Source organism: Flavivirga spongiicola (genome assembly GCF_030540825.1).
Classification (GTDB): domain Bacteria; phylum Bacteroidota; class Bacteroidia; order Flavobacteriales; family Flavobacteriaceae; genus Flavivirga; species Flavivirga spongiicola.
Genome location: NZ_JAUOEO010000001.1, coordinates 87878 through 106910, shown reverse-complemented (window position 1 = coordinate 106910; position 19033 = coordinate 87878). Strand labels below are relative to the sequence as shown.

At 33.8% G+C, this 19033-nt stretch carries 13 protein-coding genes and 1 pseudogene; 5 read left to right on the top strand and 9 right to left on the bottom strand.

Annotation, left to right across the window (positions count from 1 at the left end; genetic code table 11):
• Position 1: 1 nt before the first annotated feature.
• From Q4Q47_RS00465 to Q4Q47_RS00445, 5 genes are all read left to right on the top strand, one after another.
• Positions 2-1465 (top strand): SusD/RagB family nutrient-binding outer membrane lipoprotein, encoded by a 1464-nt coding sequence (locus Q4Q47_RS00465; RefSeq protein ID WP_303304685.1) that lies wholly within the window; start codon positions 2-4, stop codon positions 1463-1465.
• Between the two features lie 11 nt (positions 1466-1476).
• The gene (locus Q4Q47_RS00460; protein WP_303304684.1) at positions 1477-3246 is read left to right on the top strand and encodes a LamG domain-containing protein; all 1770 of its coding nucleotides are present in this window, start codon (positions 1477-1479) and stop codon (positions 3244-3246) included.
• A gap of 207 nt (positions 3247-3453) precedes the next feature.
• The gene (locus Q4Q47_RS00455; RefSeq protein WP_303304683.1) at positions 3454-5058 is read left to right on the top strand and encodes an alkaline phosphatase family protein; all 1605 of its coding nucleotides are present in this window, start codon (positions 3454-3456) and stop codon (positions 5056-5058) included.
• 13 nt (positions 5059-5071) lie between these two features.
• Entirely contained in the window at positions 5072-6688 is a 1617-nt protein-coding gene (gene pafA / locus Q4Q47_RS00450) for an alkaline phosphatase PafA (protein ID WP_303304682.1), read from the top strand.
• A 417-nt stretch (positions 6689-7105) separates the two neighbouring features.
• The gene (locus Q4Q47_RS00445) at positions 7106-7339 is read left to right on the top strand and encodes a PI-PLC domain-containing protein (protein ID WP_303304681.1); all 234 of its coding nucleotides are present in this window, start codon (positions 7106-7108) and stop codon (positions 7337-7339) included.
• A 257-nt stretch (positions 7340-7596) separates the two neighbouring features.
• Here the strand turns inward: Q4Q47_RS00445 and hisB are convergent.
• The 9 genes and pseudogenes from hisB to Q4Q47_RS00400 all read right to left on the bottom strand — a co-directional run.
• Positions 7597-8148 (bottom strand): annotated as a pseudogene (gene hisB, locus Q4Q47_RS00440) (histidinol-phosphatase); the annotation flags it as partial.
• 178 nt (positions 8149-8326) lie between these two features.
• Positions 8327-9676, bottom strand: coding sequence for an aspartate aminotransferase family protein (locus tag Q4Q47_RS00435; protein WP_303304680.1), 1350 nt, complete (start codon positions 9674-9676; stop codon positions 8327-8329).
• 133 nt (positions 9677-9809) lie between these two features.
• Positions 9810-9959 (bottom strand): hypothetical protein, encoded by a 150-nt coding sequence (locus Q4Q47_RS00430; RefSeq protein ID WP_303304679.1) that lies wholly within the window; start codon positions 9957-9959, stop codon positions 9810-9812.
• Between the two features lie 10 nt (positions 9960-9969).
• Positions 9970-11472: an FN3 associated domain-containing protein gene (locus Q4Q47_RS00425; RefSeq protein WP_303304678.1), complete on the bottom strand. Its 1503-nt coding sequence runs from the start codon at positions 11470-11472 to the stop codon at positions 9970-9972.
• A 5-nt stretch (positions 11473-11477) separates the two neighbouring features.
• Positions 11478-13754: a Sip1-related alpha-galactosidase gene (locus Q4Q47_RS00420; RefSeq protein ID WP_303304677.1), complete on the bottom strand. Its 2277-nt coding sequence runs from the start codon at positions 13752-13754 to the stop codon at positions 11478-11480.
• Between the two features lie 63 nt (positions 13755-13817).
• Positions 13818-14822 (bottom strand): inositol 2-dehydrogenase, encoded by a 1005-nt coding sequence (gene iolG, locus Q4Q47_RS00415; protein ID WP_303304676.1) that lies wholly within the window; start codon positions 14820-14822, stop codon positions 13818-13820.
• 6 nt (positions 14823-14828) lie between these two features.
• Positions 14829-15734, bottom strand: a complete 906-nt coding sequence (locus tag Q4Q47_RS00410) for a sugar phosphate isomerase/epimerase family protein (protein WP_303304675.1) — start codon at positions 15732-15734, stop codon at positions 14829-14831.
• Between the two features lie 13 nt (positions 15735-15747).
• Entirely contained in the window at positions 15748-17223 is a 1476-nt protein-coding gene (locus tag Q4Q47_RS00405; RefSeq protein ID WP_303304674.1) for a CoA-acylating methylmalonate-semialdehyde dehydrogenase, read from the bottom strand.
• 28 nt (positions 17224-17251) lie between these two features.
• Positions 17252-18850 (bottom strand): solute:sodium symporter family transporter, encoded by a 1599-nt coding sequence (locus Q4Q47_RS00400; RefSeq protein WP_303304673.1) that lies wholly within the window; start codon positions 18848-18850, stop codon positions 17252-17254.
• Positions 18851-19033: the final 183 nt, after the last annotated feature.

The following is a 19033-nucleotide window of genomic DNA, read 5'->3' as shown; positions in this document are numbered from 1 at the left end:
TATGAAAATAAAAAATATAAAAAAGTTGAGCATTATATTTACATTGTTATTCACTTTTTCTTGTAGTGATTTTAATGACATTAATGTAAACGACATTACACCTACGTCGATACCTCTTGGTAACTTAATACCAAACATTGTAATACAGCCAACACTGGAACATACAATTTTTGCCGTTGACGTAACCAACAAACTCATTCAGTATACGACACGTTTTGAAGATGCCGAAGGAGACAAATATAATACAGCAGCTTTAGAACCGATGTGGAATGATACTTATGCTGCTTTAAGAAACTTGAACTTTTTGTTAGAAGGCAAAGAAGGAAATGAAAATTATGAAGGGATTGCCTTGGTAATAAAATCGTGGTTGTTTTATAATTTAACAAACTTGTATGGAGATGTACCTTACTCAGAAGCAGGAAACGCATCTTCAGGTCAAAACTTACCAAAGTACGATTCTCAAGAATCAATTTATGAAGGTTTAATTGCAGATTTAGAACGTGCCAATACTCTAATAGGAAACGGTACTGTAGCTTTAACAGGAGACATTATTTATGATGGGGATTTATTAAAATGGAAGAAATTTGCAAATTCATTAAAGATCCGCGTATTAATGTCTCGTTCTTCCAAGGTTGATCCAAGTGTTAAATTACAGGAAATGATAGATAACCCTGCCCAATTTCCAATTTTTGAAGCTTTTGGGGACCAACCAGCTTATAAATATCTTACAGACCAATATGTGGTTTCTAAACATGAAGGTTGGGTTGGTGTTACTGCCATAACAACTCCCTTTATAAATTTATTAAAAGATACTAATGATGAGCGTATTAAAACCATAGCTGCACCAGTACCAAATACAACTAACACTTTTGAAGGTGCAGAACCCGCAGGAACAGACGCTTTTGATGTTAATGCCATATCGGTTCAATCTGCATTAATATGGGACTCACATGAATTTCCAATAGTTCAAACCGTATGGATGATGCATTCAGAATTATTATTCCTTTTAGCTGAGGCTGCTGAAAAAGGGTATATCACTGGAGGAACAACTGTGGCAGAAAATTACTATAAAGATGGAATAAAATCTTCATATAATTATCAAAAATGGATGGGAGACCAAGCAGTTGCTGCTGCTTTAGTTGGTATGGAGCCCATGGCTAATTTTAATGATAGCTATTTTTCAGATCCTCAAGTGACTTATACAGGTTCACGTGATGAAAAACTCGAAAAAATTGGAAAGCAAATGTGGATTTCATCTTTAAACCATATAGAAATCTATTTTTATCAAAGGAGAACAGGATATCCAGTGATTACACCAGGTCCAACTACAGTAAATAATAATAAAATACCTGTACGATTTAACTATCCTAATAATGAAAAAATATTTAACACCACTGCGTATAATAATGCTGTTAGTGCGATGGGAGGCGATGATATTAATACGAAAATGTGGATTATCAAGTAAACTATAATAAAATGAAAAAAACAACCAAAATAGTATTTCTATTAATCACAGTATTAATAGGGGTAATAGTGAGCTGCGATTCAGATGAAGCAGTTAAATTTGATGATCGTTTGGCAGGTAAAGAAGGTTTAGTTATAGAGCACAATAACCCAATAACTGGAGAACCCTATACTAATGAAGAATTAGAAGAGCTAACATATAATCCTTTAGAAAAAGAATCTTATTCTGAAGGGCAACCTATTGACTTAAAAATTGTTATGGATGCCAAACCTTTGTCGATTAAAGTCACTGTGGCTCCTCTTCACGATGTTGTTATAGCCGAAATAAATACTTTTACACAAGTTGATGGTAAGTATGTGGGAGATTATAGCACAACACTTGAAGACAGAGGACTTCTTGAAGTAGGCGATAAACAAACTATACTATTTAGTGTGAGCTACGATGACCTGGGTGTTAATGGATTTGATTATAATTCTTTGAACAGAATTGCATTCGAATTAAAAAAGAGAGCACCTTTTGATCCTTTTGCGGGCCTTTTAGAATATTTTGTGTATTTAAAGAAACAAACAGGAGAAGTGGAAGGATTAACTACAACTGATGCCGTTACTAGCAAAGCTAAAGACATTTATACCGGTGCAAGTGTAAAGTATAATGGAGTAGACAATTTTACAACTATAGACGAATCAGATTCTAAATTAAATTTTAGGTATACAGGTGATTTTTCTATTGGCTTTTGGGTAAAAACAACATCTACAGATAGCGATCCTGTTATGTTGGGAGATCAAGATTGGGATAGCTCTGGTAATACAGGTTTAACTGTAGCTTTTAGAGGAGACAATTGGCGTGTGGCTATTTCTGATGGAACAACTAAAGCAGATGCACGAACAGCTGGTCTAAATATACCTTTTAATGATGGTGACTGGCATTTTTTGTCAGCTACTTTCGATAGAGATGGTGATATGAATATGTACCAGGATGGAGTTTTGGTAGCCACAGAAGATATGTCTGCTGTTGGTTCAATAGGAAATGGTAACCCTTTACGTATAGCACAAGATGGTCCTGCAACCTATTCGCAGTTCTTTGAAGGCAATATAGGAAACACTTATATTTATGATTATGTATTAACACCAGAGCAAATAGCAAATGAATCATCTCTTAGAACTGGGGTTGAGTTAAGAAAGCAAGATGGTTCAACAAAAAATATAGAAGTAACCAATTCAGGAGGAGATATTAGTTCTGAAGCAGGTCGTTTTAGTTATACATTTAATGGAGTAGATCAATACGCTACCATAGCCGATACAGGTGATTTAGGCTTTAGACACACAGGTGATTATTCGATTGCTTTTTGGGTAAATACCACATCTACAGATAGCGATCCCGTAATGATAGGTGACCAAGATTGGGGAAGTTCCAGTAATGCAGGTTTAACGGTAGCCTTTAGAGGAGATAACTGGCGTGTTGCAACTTCAGATGGGGCAGGTAATAAGGCAGATGCCAGAACGGAAGGTCTTGGTATTCCATTTAATGATAATGAGTGGCATTTATTAGTAGCCACATTTGATAGAGATGGAGATTTGTCTATGTACCAAGATGGAACAAAGGTTGCAAGCGCAAATAATTTAAGTACAGTAGTAAACTCAGAGAGTGGTAATCCACTTCGTATGGCTCAAGATGGCCCAGCTACTTATGGCCAGTTTTTTGAAGGAAAAATTGCTAACACGATTATTTTTGATTATGTACTTAGTGAAACAGAAGTAGCAGATTTGTTTGCCAATGAATAATTTAAGTGTTTTTTGAGTTAATTAAAAAAACAGGGTTGAAATTTCAACCCTGTTTTTGTATCATTTTATTTTACATATACTATAATTTAGTTTATAAAATTATAATATATGTAAAAAATATCTATTTTTGTTATTATAAGATTTTATGACTATCTAACGGTAACTATCTCATTAAAGAGCTATTACAATACTTTAAATAAATTAAAAATGAAAACCTTACTAAAATTATTATTCCTAAGTTCTATTTCGTTCTCGTGTAATGAAAAAAACATAGAGCAAAGCAAAAGTGAAGTAGAACATGTTGTCGTAATTGGTGTCGATGCCTTTAGTCCGGATGGGCTTCAAAAAGCAAAGACGCCCAACATTAATTCATTAGTACAAAATGGAGCAGCAACCATGCATGCTCGTGGTGTGTTTCCAACAAAAAGTAGCCCCAATTGGGCCTCTATGATTTTAGGTGCCGGTCCTGAACAGCATGGAATTACCTCAAATGATTGGGAATTGGTTCGCGCTAATATTCCTTCAACAATAACGGATGATAAAGGATATTTCCCTTCCATATTTACTGTATTAAGAGACCAAAAGGGAAAGGGTTTTAAAATGGGCGTATTCCACCATTGGAAAGGTTATGCCAGACTTTTTAATAATGATTATGTAAACGAAGTAAAACATGGAAAAACTACAGATGAAACCATAGATTTAGCCACCAGTTTTATAAAGAAAGAGAAGCCTAATTTCACGTTTATTCATTTGGATGAATTGGATCATGAAGGACATAAATATGGACACGGTACACCTCAATTTTATAAAGAAGTAGAAGTTACAGATACAGCAATTGGTAATGTTATAAATGCTTTAAAAGAAGCTGGTATATTTGAGCAATCTATCATTATTGTTACGGCAGACCATGGTGGGTTAGGTAAAGATCATGGAGAAGAGACCATGAACGAACTTGAAATACCGTGGATTATTTCCGGACCTGGTATTGTAAAAAATAAACGAATAGATGTACCTGTTAATACGTATGATACCGCAGCAACAGTAGCACATATTTTTAACTGCGAACAACCCTTCGCTTGGATAGCTAGACCTGTATTAGATGCCTTTTCGAATTCGAATGAGAAAGAGCACTATCAGCATGTAGCAAAACCACAAATTAGCCCTTTTTTAAAGAAATATATTTCTGAAGAAACCAAGATTTCTATAACGTCCGATACGCCAAATGTAGAGATTAGGTATACTTTAGATGGAACAGAACCAACAATACAATCTAAATTGTACATCAAAGAATTTAAACTGGCACATACGGCATTAATTAGAGCTAAAGCTTTTTTAGGGAATAGTGAAAGTGATGAAGATCAACAATCGCTAAATTATGTAGAAGCCAATTCATCTAAAAATGTACATTATAACTATTATGAAGCTGATATTCTGGATTGGAAAGAAGTAGAAACATTAAAGCCCATTAAACAAGGAAAATTATTTGGATTAGATTTAAATGATGTGCCACATAGAGCAAAGAATTATGTAGTTAAATATACCGCCAAGATTAGTGTTAATGCCTTTGGTACTTATAGATTTGCGGCTCATTCTTATGGATGGTCACTTCTTAAAATTAATAAAGAAGTAGTCATAGACGAGAAAACGCATCATATGAGTTCTAGATTAGGATTTATAACATTAGAAGAAGGGGAACACGAATTAGAGTTTATCTATTATACTTATAAGACTAAAGATCAGCCTTTTGAATTGTATTATGCCGGACCAGACTTCATCATGCAGAAAATTCCTGTTACTGCATTTAAATCTTAAAAAAAAAGTACGTATGAAAATAGCAGTAAAGTTGTTTCTGATAATATATATTATTACCAATCAATCCCTTTTAAGTCAAGATAATAATAAACCAAAATTAGTTGTGGGTATTGTTATAGACCAAATGCGAGCCGAATATTTATACCGTTTTCAAGAAAACTATTCAGAAAATGGATTTAAAAAATTAATGACTGATGGATTTCATGTCAAGAATGTGCACTATAATTATACGCCTACATCAACGGGGCCAGGGCATGCCTCTATCTATACAGGTACAACACCTTCCAACCATGGTGTTATTGGTAATAATTGGTTAGATAGAAAATCAGGAAAAGAGATGTATTGTAGTGAAGATAATACAGTTTACAAGATTGATATGGATAATGCAGATATTAATGCTACTGCATATGCTAGATCTCCAAAAAAACTGCTAGTAACTACAATTACAGACGAGTTAAAATTGTTCACAAATAAAAGATCTAAAGTTATTGGTGTTTCAATAAAGGATAGGGGGGCTATACTCCCAGCGGGACATTTAGCAGATTATGCTTTTTGGTATAATTCAAAAAACGGAAATTTCATTACCAGCAGTTATTATTCTAAAAAGCTTCCAAAATGGTTAGAAACTTTTAATAATAATAAAGTGGCAGATTCACTTTTAAATAGTGTTTGGAATACTTTATTACCTATAGATAAATATGTAAATAGTAGTGCAGACAACGCCTCTTTTGAAAAAATCTTTAATGGGAAAGAAGATGCTGCTTTTCCGTATGATTTAAAAAGATTGAGAAAGCAAAATAATGATTATGGGCTGATTAGTGAAATACCGTTTGGTAATACGTTGGTAACAAAAATGGCAAAAGCAGCTTTGATAGGAGAGCGGTTAGGGAAAGGAAAAGAAACAGATTTTTTAGCTATTAGTTATTCCAGTACAGATTATGTCGGTCATAATTTTGGTATACGTTCTAAAGAGTTGGAAGATACGTATGTTCGAATGGATAGAGAAATAGAATCATTGCTAACAACGTTGGATAAAGAAATTGGTAAAGAAAATTATATACTATTTATTACTGCAGATCATGCTGCAAGAGATAATCCAATCTACCTTGAAAATATGAGATTACCTGGAGCATTTTATAGCCCCTTAGACATTAAGAAGAGCCTTAATGAGCATTTATCTCAGGAATTTGGAGGAACAAATTATGTTGAATATGTTGGTAAATCACAGATCTATATTAATAAAACCCTAAGTAATAGAGAAAAAGTACTTAAAAGTGCCAAATCATTTCTTATGAAGCAAGAAGTGGTAAAAGAGGTATGCATACCATCTTTATCAACTTCTTTATGTAATTCATTTATGGAAAATGGTTATCATAGTAAAAGGTCTGGGGACCTATTGATCTCATATAATTTTGGATGGATGACAGACATGAAATTTGGAACTACTCACGGAAGTTCTAGTAATAATGATACTCATGTTCCTTTACTTTGGTATGGACATAATATTTCGAAAGGCGAAACCATAAAGCCATATTCCATTACTCAAATTGTGCCTACACTTTCCTTTTTGTTAAATATTCCATTACCAAATGCTTCAAATAACGTACCGATTTTTGAATTGTTTAAGTAAATTAAGGTGAATGATGGATACAAAATCCTGAAATAATTTTACTCGAAGAGGCATTGCAGTTCTTAAACATTATTTGTCTTAAATCTAAAGAATTCCTCAAGGCCTGCCTGCCTGCAAAGGCAGGGTTTCCAATTCACCTCTCCTTCGGAGAGGTCGGGACTGCTTTTATGCAGTTCAGGGAAAGATATAATACAAAATTTCGAATTTTTAGTCAATTATAAAAGTCTAAATGAGTTCATTATAAACAAAAGAATTATACTTCATTTCTATATACTAGTTTTATATTCTCGTGGCAAACAGCCATACTGTTTCTTAAAACATTTTGTATAGTATGCTGGTGTGTTAAAACCAACTTTATAGGCAATTTAGAAACCATTAACACATTACCGGCAACCACATTTATATGGTTAATCTAAGATGGGAAAGTACTTTAATTGGAAAGGGAAAGGGATCATGCCTGTTGAAGAAAAAAGAATATTAAATAATATGGTGAAAACCATTCATGAACAAGGTAGGATACTACGTTTTTGGGATAATCCAGAAATTACTTCTGAATATGGAGAAAATTTTTGGGAAACTGTTTTAAATGAGGGTGTAGATATGCTAAGTACCGATCTTCCAAAAGAAATAAAAGCATTTTTTAATAACTAAACCATTATGGACTACAACAAGTCCATGGGTTTTAAGAACAGGCTGAAAGTTTGTTACATTCGTGAAATTCTAAAATCTAGATATTCTAAGCATCTACTTTTAACATTACGAAAAAATTAGTATGAATTAGTGAAATTTGTGGCTAAACCTTTTTAGAAGCTAAAGCGGGATGCTCTAAAGTACATAGTTTTAACTTAATTTGAGACCAATAAAATATCCAATGTAAATTATTGAGAAATTTTATTTAAGTATCACTTTTTTAAAAATCCATAAATGGCTTCCCAATCATTACTTTCAAAAGCGATATATGGATTTAACTCATCTCGTTTAACAGTGATTTCTGAGGTTCCCAATTCGGTTTTGTCATTTATAAATATACCCTTGGCACCTAGATTTTTAGCGAGCTCTACATCAGTAAGCCTATCGCCAATAACAAATGAATTTTCTATATCGTAAGCATCATTTGATAAATAATGGGTTAACAAGCCTATATTAGGCTTGCGAGTTGGTGCATTTTCTTCAGGAAAAGTTTTATCTATGAGTTGCTCTTTAAAAATGACTCCCTCATTTTTAAAGGTTTCAATAATAAAATTATGTACAGGCCAAAAAGTACTTTCGGGAAAAGCATCTGTACTTAAGCCATCCTGATTTGTAACCATCACAATTTCAAAATCAAGTTCTTTAGCAATTTTATTTAAAGATGATAAGGCTTTGGGGTAAAAAACTAGTTTTTCGAAACTGTCTATTTTTTCATCAGTAGTTTCTTTAATAATCGTTCCGTCTCGATCTATAAATAATACTTTTTTCATGTGTTTATATGTATTGTTTTTAATTGTCATGCTTCGATTTTAGTTTTTCTTGAGCATCTCGTTAAGCTCGATACAAGCTTAATTCAAAAGGCTTAGCACAGGAATGTAACATCCATAGTCATTCTTCAATGTGACTAAATTTTCAGTCATGGATGTTTCATATAAAGTGACTTTATAATTAGTTGTCATTTAAGTTTAATGATAAAAAAGCATTATCTAAAATCTTCAATGCTTTTGCAAGATCTGTTCTCTCAATAGTTAAAACAGGTGACAGTTGTAATACATGACCTTGAGAGACTTTAAAACTTAAACCATGCTGTAAGCAGTAATACATTATTTTTTCAGCTTCTGCTTTTGCCGGTTTTTTTGTTGTAGGATCTACCAATTCTACGCCCCATAAAAGCCCTATGCCTCTTATGTGCCCAATAATAGCATGCTTATCTTTAAGTAAATTCAGTTGACTATCCATCCAAAGGGCATCATTGTCCACTTTTTGTAAAATATTTTCGTTTTCAATATAATCTATAACTGCTTGAGCTGCTGCACAGCCAACGGGACTTTTTTCATGAGTAAAATGCCCTAAAGAAATATCTTGAGCCACATTGTGTTTATCACGACATACCATGGCTGCAAATGGAATAATGCCGCCTCCAAGACCTTTGCCAATGCAAAGAATGTCCGGTTCTATACCAAAATTTTCAAAAGTGAACATTTTACCTGTGCGTCCTAAAGCAATAGGGATTTCATCTAAAATAAGTAATACATTATGCTTATCGCATATTTCACGAATGCGTTTCCAATAGGCCTTAGAAGGAATTTGTACATCGGTATTTCTAACAGTTTCTGCTATAAACGCTCCTATTTCACCTTCTTTTTCAATAACATACTCCAAATAATCGGCATATTTCATTTCGTCATCAAAAAAACCACCGGTATTCATTGGAGGCGGAATTCGAATACTTCCGGGCATCATAGGCCCCATATGTTGACGAAATACGGCTTCACCACCAGCACTAATCGCATCCAGAGATGCTCCGTGAAAAGAATCCCAATAAGAAACTACCTTGTGCTTACCGGTTACAACTCTGGCTAATTTTAAAGCCATACTTACTACAGAGGTTCCACCTGGAGCAAAGAGTACTCTATTCAAATCACTAGGAAGTAATGACGTTAGTTTTTCTGCAAAAGCAATCGCTTTTTCGTTGGTAAAACGACGCGTACAAAAGGCCAATTCGTCTAATTGTTTCTTAATTTGATCAACAACATAGGTATTGGTAAACCCAACTTGATGTACATTATTGCCATGAAAGTCAAGGTACTTTTTACCGTTAATATTTTCAATAGTAGGCCCTTCACAAGCTCCCAATACATCTAAGCAAGGGGTTGACATGGACTGGTGCAGAAACAGACGTGCATCATCATCTAAAAGCTGTCGCGTTTTAGAGTCTAAAATGTTGTTTTGCTGCCATTTTGCTCTTTCTTCCGTAAGATTTACATCACCTTCTGTACTCAAAATTTTTTGTTCCATTTGTTGTACTCAATTTTTTGTATTTTAACTCAATTTTTTGTAGTTATATGCAAATATGTGCAAAAAAAATCAATAATTTGATGTTTTATAAGTATTTTTAAGTTAATCTATTTTCTCAACTTTTACAGGTATTTTACTTTGTAATATTACCAAATGATAATACACTCATACCATCCACACCAATTAGAAAAACCGTAGTCGGTTTTTGTTGTTCTTGTGCTTCTAATGATAAGGGATTTAATCCTATAAAAAGCACTAAAATTATTACGAGTTTAATTTCCATATCTCTGTTTTTAATGACATAATAGGTTTGACGAAATAATCTGTTTCTGTAATGTAGGGCCTTCAATTTGTAAATTAAAAGAAGCTTCCAGACCAACATAAAAGTCCACCTGTATAGGATGCAGTCCTTTAGCCAGTGGGACTGTCCTCTTCTTTTCCTGATGTCCTTTATTTTCCAATTCTAATATATCATGAAGTAAGACAAAGTTAATGGCTTCGGTAGATTTACTTGTAAATGTATACATACCATCTTCTGGAATATTGATGTACCCTTTATAGCGAAGCGCATACATAGCATCTTCTTTAAAATCTGTATCGCTAATGTCATTAACTATATCCGTTTTTTTAGATGTTAAACTATTTAAATCCGGGAGTTGGTTACTTGTGTCTTCCTTATAGTAATACCGTAAAGCACCTTTATGTACATCAGCTTTTACAGAAGGAATTAAAACAGGAGTTTTAATCTTTTTACTAGTCTCTTTACTCCCTAAAAGGCTTCCGTTTTTTTTCCAAAAGGTTTTGGCTTTTATTTGTATGTCTTTTGAAAAGAGAACCGGACCTATATATTTTGGTGAATTTACAGTGGGCGATGTACCATCCGTAGTATAATGTGTGTCTCCTTCTTCTCCTTTAGTCTCAATAAAAAACGACCAATGTCCATTAACCAATTGAGGATGCGCTAAAATTTTCGGCTTCGGAGTTTTACTGCTTTTTTCATCAAAAAAATCTTTTATAGCTTTAGGAGCGTCAGTATTAATTATATCAACACCTAAGTCTAAAATAGTATTCCAAAAATTTTCACCATAGGTTGTATTGATATCTGGATTGTCCCAAAACCGTAAAATTCTTCCTTGTTCGTGAGTATCTTTCACAAGTTTAAGAAGCTGTCCTTTTTCTTCTAAAGGGAAAGTACCTTCACCTGTCCATGAAAAATATGTTGTCCATCGTAAATTCACCATATAAAATTCACTGGAAGTAAAGCTTTTAGGTGTTTCTAAATGTCCTTCGGCAACTATAAAGCGTTGTGTGTTTACTATTGAATTAGGACCTCCGCAAATTACAAAAATAGGCTTGTCTGTTTTTCCTTCTTTTGTGAATGAAGCAATAATATCACTGTTTTTTTGAAGAAAATCGTTTATCTTTTCAACCGTTTTACCACCCGTTTTGGTGTTTATATAAAGCGTGAAAGGCACCCCCTTTTTATAAACAAAACCGCCATTCTTTTTAATAATATCCCGTAATGGTTTTAAATATAGCGATTCAAAGGTGTTATCTTCCTTAATCTCATCTATAGCATGTGTAACATATAGTGTTTCATTTATATATGCAATATCTACTTCTACACAGTTAATTCTCGCGTCTAAAGCATCAAATAATGGGTTGGGTTGCTCATAATCGTTATGGGATAGTACATGTGTTAAAACAGGTAATTCTAACGCCTTTTTTTGTGTACAATTGGTTAACAAAAAAGAAGTTGCAACCAGCCATGCAATAAACCTGATTTTATCAGTCATAGTTTTTACAATTTAATTTCTATACGAACTGGAGACATAGTTTCGTCTACAATTTTTAAAATAAACAAATTACTGGTATAACTCCAATCTTCAGGTACTAGACTTGTACCATTAATAATCACTTCTTTTGGTTCAGAAGGTAAATAGGCACCAAATTCGCCTCCATGAATTAAGGTCACATCAATGGTGTTTTTATCGATTTTTTGATTTTGAATTGCCTTAGGTGAAATGTATTTGTTTAGTAAACCAATAATTGCAATGTCGTTTTCTAAGGGAACTATTGAGTATAATTTATAGCCTTTTCTTTTTAATACTACGGAAACTGTTTCTGATGCTCCTAATTTTTTAACCGATTTAGAAAAATAATCATATACTGCAAATGTATCACCTTGTAACCCGTTTACATCTGTAGGACTTATTGTTCCTTCTACTAGATCTGCATCAACGGTATTCCAGGCTCCTATTAATCCGGAATTATTAACTGTTGAAAATGTTTTAAATAATTTTTCTTCATTTAACTGAAATAAACAATCTTCGGTAGGTAAAGCAGGGACATCCGGGCGTAATATTTTACCATTATTTAAAATGAGTTGATTTAAAATATCAAAATTCTGTTTTCCCGGAGTATCGGTTAAATAGACAGGGCCTCCACTAATAGCTCTACTAATTGCATGGTATTCCCCATCTATATGATGTGATTGAAACATATCAAAATCCGGCCAAACCATATTCGAATACCACATAGAATTATGAACATTCATAAGTACGTGAGCTGCGGCATTGCCTTTTTCAACTTCTAAACTAAAATAGGCGGTGCGTTCCGGAAAAAAATCATCGGAATTTCTTCCAATTGCAGATGATGTGAAATTATAAACAGCTTCGGTTGCCATATCCTGACAATTAATAACAGCTCCGTTAAAGTGGTTTTTAATTGCCGATTGTAAATTCGATTCTAAATTTGTAGCAATATCCCAAAAAGGTATATTATCTGTTTTCGAAAGTTGCCCTTTAGCAACTCTTTTTATTACCGATTGCTGATCGACTTTTACAAAGTTAATACCTTGGTTTTTTAAATACTCATACCACGCATTATAAAAGTTTTGTCCGCTATTAGAAACAGCATTAGGCGTATGGTAAGTAATGCCACTTAAGCTATCGGCGTGTACATCATTCTTATCATAATAAGGCATTAAAGGTTTATCGGAATTTAATTTGAAGTTGTTTTTAGATACACCGCTCCAATAACCATTCATAGTATGCCAAACACCAATATTTTTAACACCGTGTGTCGTTTTTAGTTTCTCTGCGCTAGCTTTAAAGCCATTGGGGAATTTTGTAGTATCAAAATTAAAACTGGTTAACTGTTTTTCATCATTTATAGATAGCCAACCATCATCAATTAGCATAAAAGGCAAAGGGAATTTATTTTCACTAAATGTAGCTACAGCATCCATTAGCTTTTTTTCGGTGACATCTTCTCCCAAAGCATTCCATGAGCACCAACCAATAGATTCAAATATCTCAGGATAGGTCTTGTTTTTACGTAACCCTTTTTCTTTTCCCATGGCAGTCATGCCAGATTCATATAAGTTTTTTACAGTTTCGTATGGATTACCCCCAAAGGCTATAGCCATTAAAGGAACCTTTACTGCTTCAAAATTATTCTTATAACTTACTGAGTGTGCTCCAAATTTATGTTGCTGACTACCCAAAGTAGCATTATATCCTTCACCTCCAAGAGGCATCATAGCACCATAGGTGCCATCATTATATTTAAATAAAAAGAATAATATTTTTTCAGAAAGTGTATTTTTATAATCACTTACCTGTACAGGCTTAGTCCAAGATTCCCAATCTCCAAATAAATAGCTTGCCATGCCTTCTTGATACTCGGGAAAATCATTAAAAAATAAACCAACATAATCTTCGCCGTTTTTTGACTGATGACCATTAGAGGATAATGATAAAATAAGCGTATTGTTATCTGTATTGATTAGAGATTGCACTTCAATAGTGGTACTATCTGAGGTATTTGTATATTGAATAATAGTATGTTCATTGTCATTCTTAATATCGGTATTATTAATTTGAAATGCTTTGTTTTGGAATATAGGAATTCCTCCAGTGACCCTACTTTTATTATTCCACTGTATGTTTATACCCTGATTATTTCCGGAAATAGAAATAAGATCATGGGATTTTTTTACACTTTTTGAATTATTGCAAGAATATGCTAAACAGATAAAGATCCATATATAAGATGCTATTTTTAATAGTTTCATTTTAATTTATTTTTTATTTAGAATTCTACTTTTTAAAGTGTATTTTTTGTGTAACAATAGGAATTAAATCTCAGAAATATTGACTGGCCTGTTTTCTTGCACAGACTTTAAAGCTGCCAATCCAATTTTTAATGATTGCAAGCCATCATTCCCAGAAACAGGAAGTATTGTACCATTTACTAAGCCATCAATAAAATCTGAAACTTCTGCTTTATAAGCCTGTTCATAACGTTCTAAAAAGAAATGTAAAGGTAAAGAGCTGTTTACACCATCTTTGTTATACAGTTGATGCGTATCACTGGTATTATTATCTGCTTTCACCATGCCTTTAGATCCAAAAACTTCTATGCGCTGGTCATAGCCATAAGATGCTTCTCTGCTATTGTCTATAATAGCCATGGTTCCGTCTGTATATGTTAATGTAATAATTGCGGTATCAATATCTCCGGCTTCACCTATAGCCGGATCTATTAATACGGCTCCTTTAGCATATACCTCTTCAACTTCTTTTCCTACAACAAAGCGCGCCATATCAAAATCATGGATAGTCATATCTAAAAATAATCCTCCGGATTTTTCAATATAACTTACAGGTGGCGCTCCCGGATCTCGACTTGTAATCTTTACTAAATGAGCGTCACCAACGGCGCCATCTTTTACAAGTTGTTGTACTTTTTTAAACTCTTTATCAAAGCGCCTATTAAAACCTAGCATTAATTTTACATTGGTATCTTTTACAACATCTAAAACTTCCACAACTCTTTTCAAAGAAAGGTCTAAAGGCTTTTCACAGAAAATATGTTTACCAGCTTTTGCAGCCAATTCAACATAATCGGCATGCGTATCGGTTGGAGAACAAATAACAATGGCATCGAAGTTAGTAGATGCTAATAACTCTTTATATGTAGATGTAATGAACGGAATCTTTTTCTCCAGTGCATAGTCACGAGATTCTTTCATTGGATCCATAACAGCGACCACTTCAATAGTATTTATTTGAAGTAAATTTTCAAGGTGAATTTTCCCAATTCTACCTAATCCAGCTACAGCAAACTTTATTTTTTTCATAATGATTTATAAACCTAATGTTTTTATATAATCTCTATTGGCTTGAGCGCATACTTTCGGATTTCCCATTCCGGGTAAAATATCCTGTTCTACTACAATCCAATCTTTATAGTTTTGTTCGTTTAAAATGTTTACAATCGATTTAAAATCGACTGAGCCTTTACCTAATTCACAAAATACGCCTCGTTTAACAGCATCAAAATAATCGCCATTTGTTAAAGCTGATTCTTCAGCTACTTTTGGATTGAAATCTTTAAAATGTACATGCCAAATTCTATCTGAATATTTTTGCAAAGCTTCAGCAGGGTTACCACCTCCAAAAGCATAGTGCCCCATATCTAAACAGAGTCCCACTAATTCGGGATTTGTTAAGGCCATGAGGGTTTCTATTTCTTGAGGTGTTTCAATATATCCGGCACAGTGATGATGAAAAACTGTGCGAATACCAAACGTGTCTTTTACCACTTTAGCGATCTTTTCAACGCCTTGTGCATAGATATACCATTGTGTTTCGGTGAGCCCTAAACCTGGTTTTATTCTTCCTGCATTTTGAGTACGTTCTAAAACACTACAGTTGTCATCTGCTAATACAATAAAAGCATTTTTATAACCAGCTTGATACATGAGTTCAGCAACTTTTAAAGCAGAAGTAATCCCTTCCTGATGCTTTAAGGGATCAGCCAAAGCAACAGGAACAAAAGCGCCTATTAAATCTAATCCCCTTTTATCTATTTCTCTTTTTAAAAGGTTCGGTGTTGTTGGCATAAACCCCCAATCTCCAAGCTCTGTACCAATGTACCCAGTTTCTTTAATTTCATCTAAAACCTGTTCAAAACCAATTTCTTCAGATTTTTCTTCTAAATCAAATTCTAGTGCTCCCCATGAGCAAGGGGCATTTGCGATTTTAATCATGATACGCCTTCTTTTAAAATTTACGAGACCAAGCTTTTGGCCATCTTTCTATAACGACTTTTGTTTGTGTAAAAAACTCAATAGCATGTTTTCCTTGCCCGTGTAGATCACCAAAAAAACTATCTTTCCATCCACTAAAAGGAAACTGTGCCATAGGAGCTGCTACTCCAATATTAATTCCTATGTTACCAGCATTAGCCTCGTTTCTAAACTTACGTGCACTGGCTCCGCTATTAGTAAACAAACAAGCCATATTACCATAGTTTCCGCCATTTACAAATTGAATAGCATCTTCTATAGTCTTCATAGAGATTAAGCTCATTACAGGCCCGAAAATTTCAGTTTGAATCAACTCTTTGTCTAAGGCTACATTTTCTAAAATAGTTGGGGTTAAAAAGTTTCCTTTTTCAAAACCAGAAACAGAAGCATTTCTTCCATCTAAAAGCACGTTAGCGCCTTCGTCAATGCCTTTTTGAATTAAACCTTCAATTCTATTTTTACTTTCAGAAGTAATCACAGGTCCCATATCTACTCCAGCATCCCAACCGTAACCCGTAGTTCTGGATTTTACAGTCTCGTAAATAGCATCTTTAATTTCGTGTTTTTCATCTCCCACTGTAATAATGGTTGAAGCCGCTAAACAACGTTGTCCGGCACAGCCATATACAGAATCTGCAATAATTTTTGCAGACATATCTATATCAGCATCAGGTAATACGAGTACTGGATTTTTAGCACCACCTTGAGCTTGTACCCTTTTTCCATTGGCAGTTCCTTTTGAATAAATATAACGTGCTACCGGTGTACTACCTACAAAACTTATAGCTTTAATTTCCGGGTGTTCTAAAATAGCATCAACACTATCTTTACCACCATGAACTAGACTTACCAAACCTTTAGGTAAATCCAGTTGATCGATAAAATCAAAAATCTTCATCATGGTTAATGGTACTTTTTCTGAAGGTTTTACTATAAAGGCATTACCAGTTGCAATAGCATATGGTAAAAACCAAAAGACGATCATACTCGGGAAGTTAAATGGTGTAATACAAGCTGAAACACCTATAGGTTGGCGAATCATCATTTCGTCAATCCCCGAGGCAATATCTTCTATAACATCACCAGCTATTAGCATGGGGGTGCCACAAGCTACCTCAACATTTTCTATGGCTCGTTGTATTTCACCAATAGATTCTACTTTGGTTTTACCTGATTCGTTAGTAATTATTTCGGCTAATTCATCTCTATTAGCTTCTAATAATGCTTTTAATTTATATAAACATTGTACACGTTTCATTACGGGTACATGGCGCCACTCGTTAAAAGCTTTGCTTGCAGCTTTAGTTGCAGTTTCTACATCATTTTTTGTGGCTTCTCCGTAAGGCACTTTTGCCAACACCTCTTGTGAAGCAGGGTTCAACACATCAATGGTTTCGTTCGAGCTACTCGAAACCCATTCTCCGTTAATATAATTTTTTAAAATTGTCATTGTATTTTCTTTATCTGTTTTTAATTTTTTAACTGTTATTTCCTAATAAAATATAAATCAATAGGGTTACCACACAAAGCATGATAGATACTGGTTTTGTGTATTTCCATTGGGTTAGATCTACCGCTTTTACATCGGTGACTTCGTACATATTTATGCGTGGTGAATAATGTGACACGGCATACATAATGATAACATTCAACACAAACTCAATACCCCAAAGATGTACAAAGTGAATACCGTGATCTGTATAAATAAAGGACATGAAAATGTAAAATGCGAGCCCAAATATTAAGGCTGTTTTAGCAGCTATAGCTGATACCTTTTTCATAAAGAATCCTGCTAATAAAATGGAAGCAATTGGAATAAAGAAAATGCCATTTAGCTGCTGTAATAATTGATAGAGTCCATCTGAAGCATTAGCAACCATTGGTGCTGCAAATATGGCTGTAACTGCTAAAATAGTTGAGGTTAATTTTCCTATGCGCACTAATTTTTTATCAGACACATTTTTATCTATATGTCTTTTAAAAATACCAACACTAAATAAGGTTGCCGCCGAATTTAATACCGAATTAAATGTACTTAATACAGCACCCATAATAACTGCTGCAAAGAAACCAACTAACCATACAGGTAACACTTTCTTTACCAATTCAGGGTAGACCATATCTTGCTTATCATAAAATGTGTCTTGAAAGTAATAATAACAAATAACGCCCGGAAGAATGATTACCAAAGGAATTAATATTTTAAAAACACCTGTAATCAACAATCCTTTTTGTGCTTCTTTAAGATTTTTTGCACCTAAAGCACGCTGAATAATAGTTTGATTCATTCCCCAGAAATACAACTGATTAATGATTAACCCCGTGAATAATACCTCAAAGGGTAATACCGAATCTTTAGCACCAATGACATTAAATTTTTCTGGTGCATATTCATATACTTTTACCAATCCATCCCAGACATTACTATCACCAATGGCATATAAGGCTAAAAACGGAATTAATAAACCGCCTATTAATAATCCAAACCCATTAATAGTATCAGAATAGGCAACCGCTTTTAACCCTCCAAAAATGGCATAAATAGAACCGAGAACACCAATTATAACTACGGTAATCCATAGACCTTCCGTTTTTGAAACTCCAAAAATGTCTGAGATTCCAAACAAGCTTTCAATACTTATAGCTCCTGTGTATAATACTATTGGTAATAAGGTGACTACAAACGATACAATTAAAAATACGGCTACCAATGTTCGTGTTAACCCATCAAAACGATTTTCTAAAAACTGTGGAATGGTCGTTAATCCCATTTTTAAATATTTGGGAATAAAATAAATCGCTGCAATTACCAAGGCTATAGCAGAAGTGACTTCCCATGCAATAATTATAAAGCCATTGACATATGAATTGCCATTCATACCAATTAAATGTTCAGTAGAAATATTTGTCAATAACATGGATCCCGCAATGACGATTCCAGACAAACTTCGCCCTCCTAAAAAATAACCTGCTGAAGATGTTAAATTTGTTTTACGCAAGTTGTACCATGTAAAAAAGGCAACAGCTGTTGTAAACAATACAAATGAAGCAAGTGTAATAATTAAATTTGAATCCATATAATTGGTTTTATGGTTAGTTAAATTGATATTATTAGTTCATACATTATCAAATATTTTCTACATGTCAGGTCGAGCGCAGTCGAGACCTCCCAACTATATATTATTATTATTATTATTATTTGATTTAAATAACCTCTCAACTGCTCTCAAGGAGACATTATAATATTTTAAATGCCTAAC

Coding starts and splice junctions, on each gene's coding strand:
- pafA (WP_303304682.1), top strand. CDS start 5,072: ATGAAAATAGCAGTAAAGTTGTTTCTGATAATATATATTATTACCAAT.
- Q4Q47_RS00405 (WP_303304674.1), bottom strand. CDS start 17,223: ATGACAATTTTAAAAAATTATATTAACGGAGAATGGGTTTCGAGTAGC.
- Q4Q47_RS00445 (WP_303304681.1), top strand. CDS start 7,106: ATGGGAAAGTACTTTAATTGGAAAGGGAAAGGGATCATGCCTGTTGAA.
- Q4Q47_RS00455 (WP_303304683.1), top strand. CDS start 3,454: ATGAAAACCTTACTAAAATTATTATTCCTAAGTTCTATTTCGTTCTCG.
- Q4Q47_RS00400 (WP_303304673.1), bottom strand. CDS start 18,850: ATGGATTCAAATTTAATTATTACACTTGCTTCATTTGTATTGTTTACA.
- iolG (WP_303304676.1), bottom strand. CDS start 14,822: ATGAAAAAAATAAAGTTTGCTGTAGCTGGATTAGGTAGAATTGGGAAA.
- Q4Q47_RS00460 (WP_303304684.1), top strand. CDS start 1,477: ATGAAAAAAACAACCAAAATAGTATTTCTATTAATCACAGTATTAATA.
- Q4Q47_RS00425 (WP_303304678.1), bottom strand. CDS start 11,472: ATGACTGATAAAATCAGGTTTATTGCATGGCTGGTTGCAACTTCTTTT.
- Q4Q47_RS00420 (WP_303304677.1), bottom strand. CDS start 13,754: ATGAAACTATTAAAAATAGCATCTTATATATGGATCTTTATCTGTTTA.
- Q4Q47_RS00430 (WP_303304679.1), bottom strand. CDS start 9,959: ATGGAAATTAAACTCGTAATAATTTTAGTGCTTTTTATAGGATTAAAT.
- Q4Q47_RS00410 (WP_303304675.1), bottom strand. CDS start 15,734: ATGATTAAAATCGCAAATGCCCCTTGCTCATGGGGAGCACTAGAATTT.
- Q4Q47_RS00435 (WP_303304680.1), bottom strand. CDS start 9,676: ATGGAACAAAAAATTTTGAGTACAGAAGGTGATGTAAATCTTACGGAA.
- Q4Q47_RS00465 (WP_303304685.1), top strand. CDS start 2: ATGAAAATAAAAAATATAAAAAAGTTGAGCATTATATTTACATTGTTA.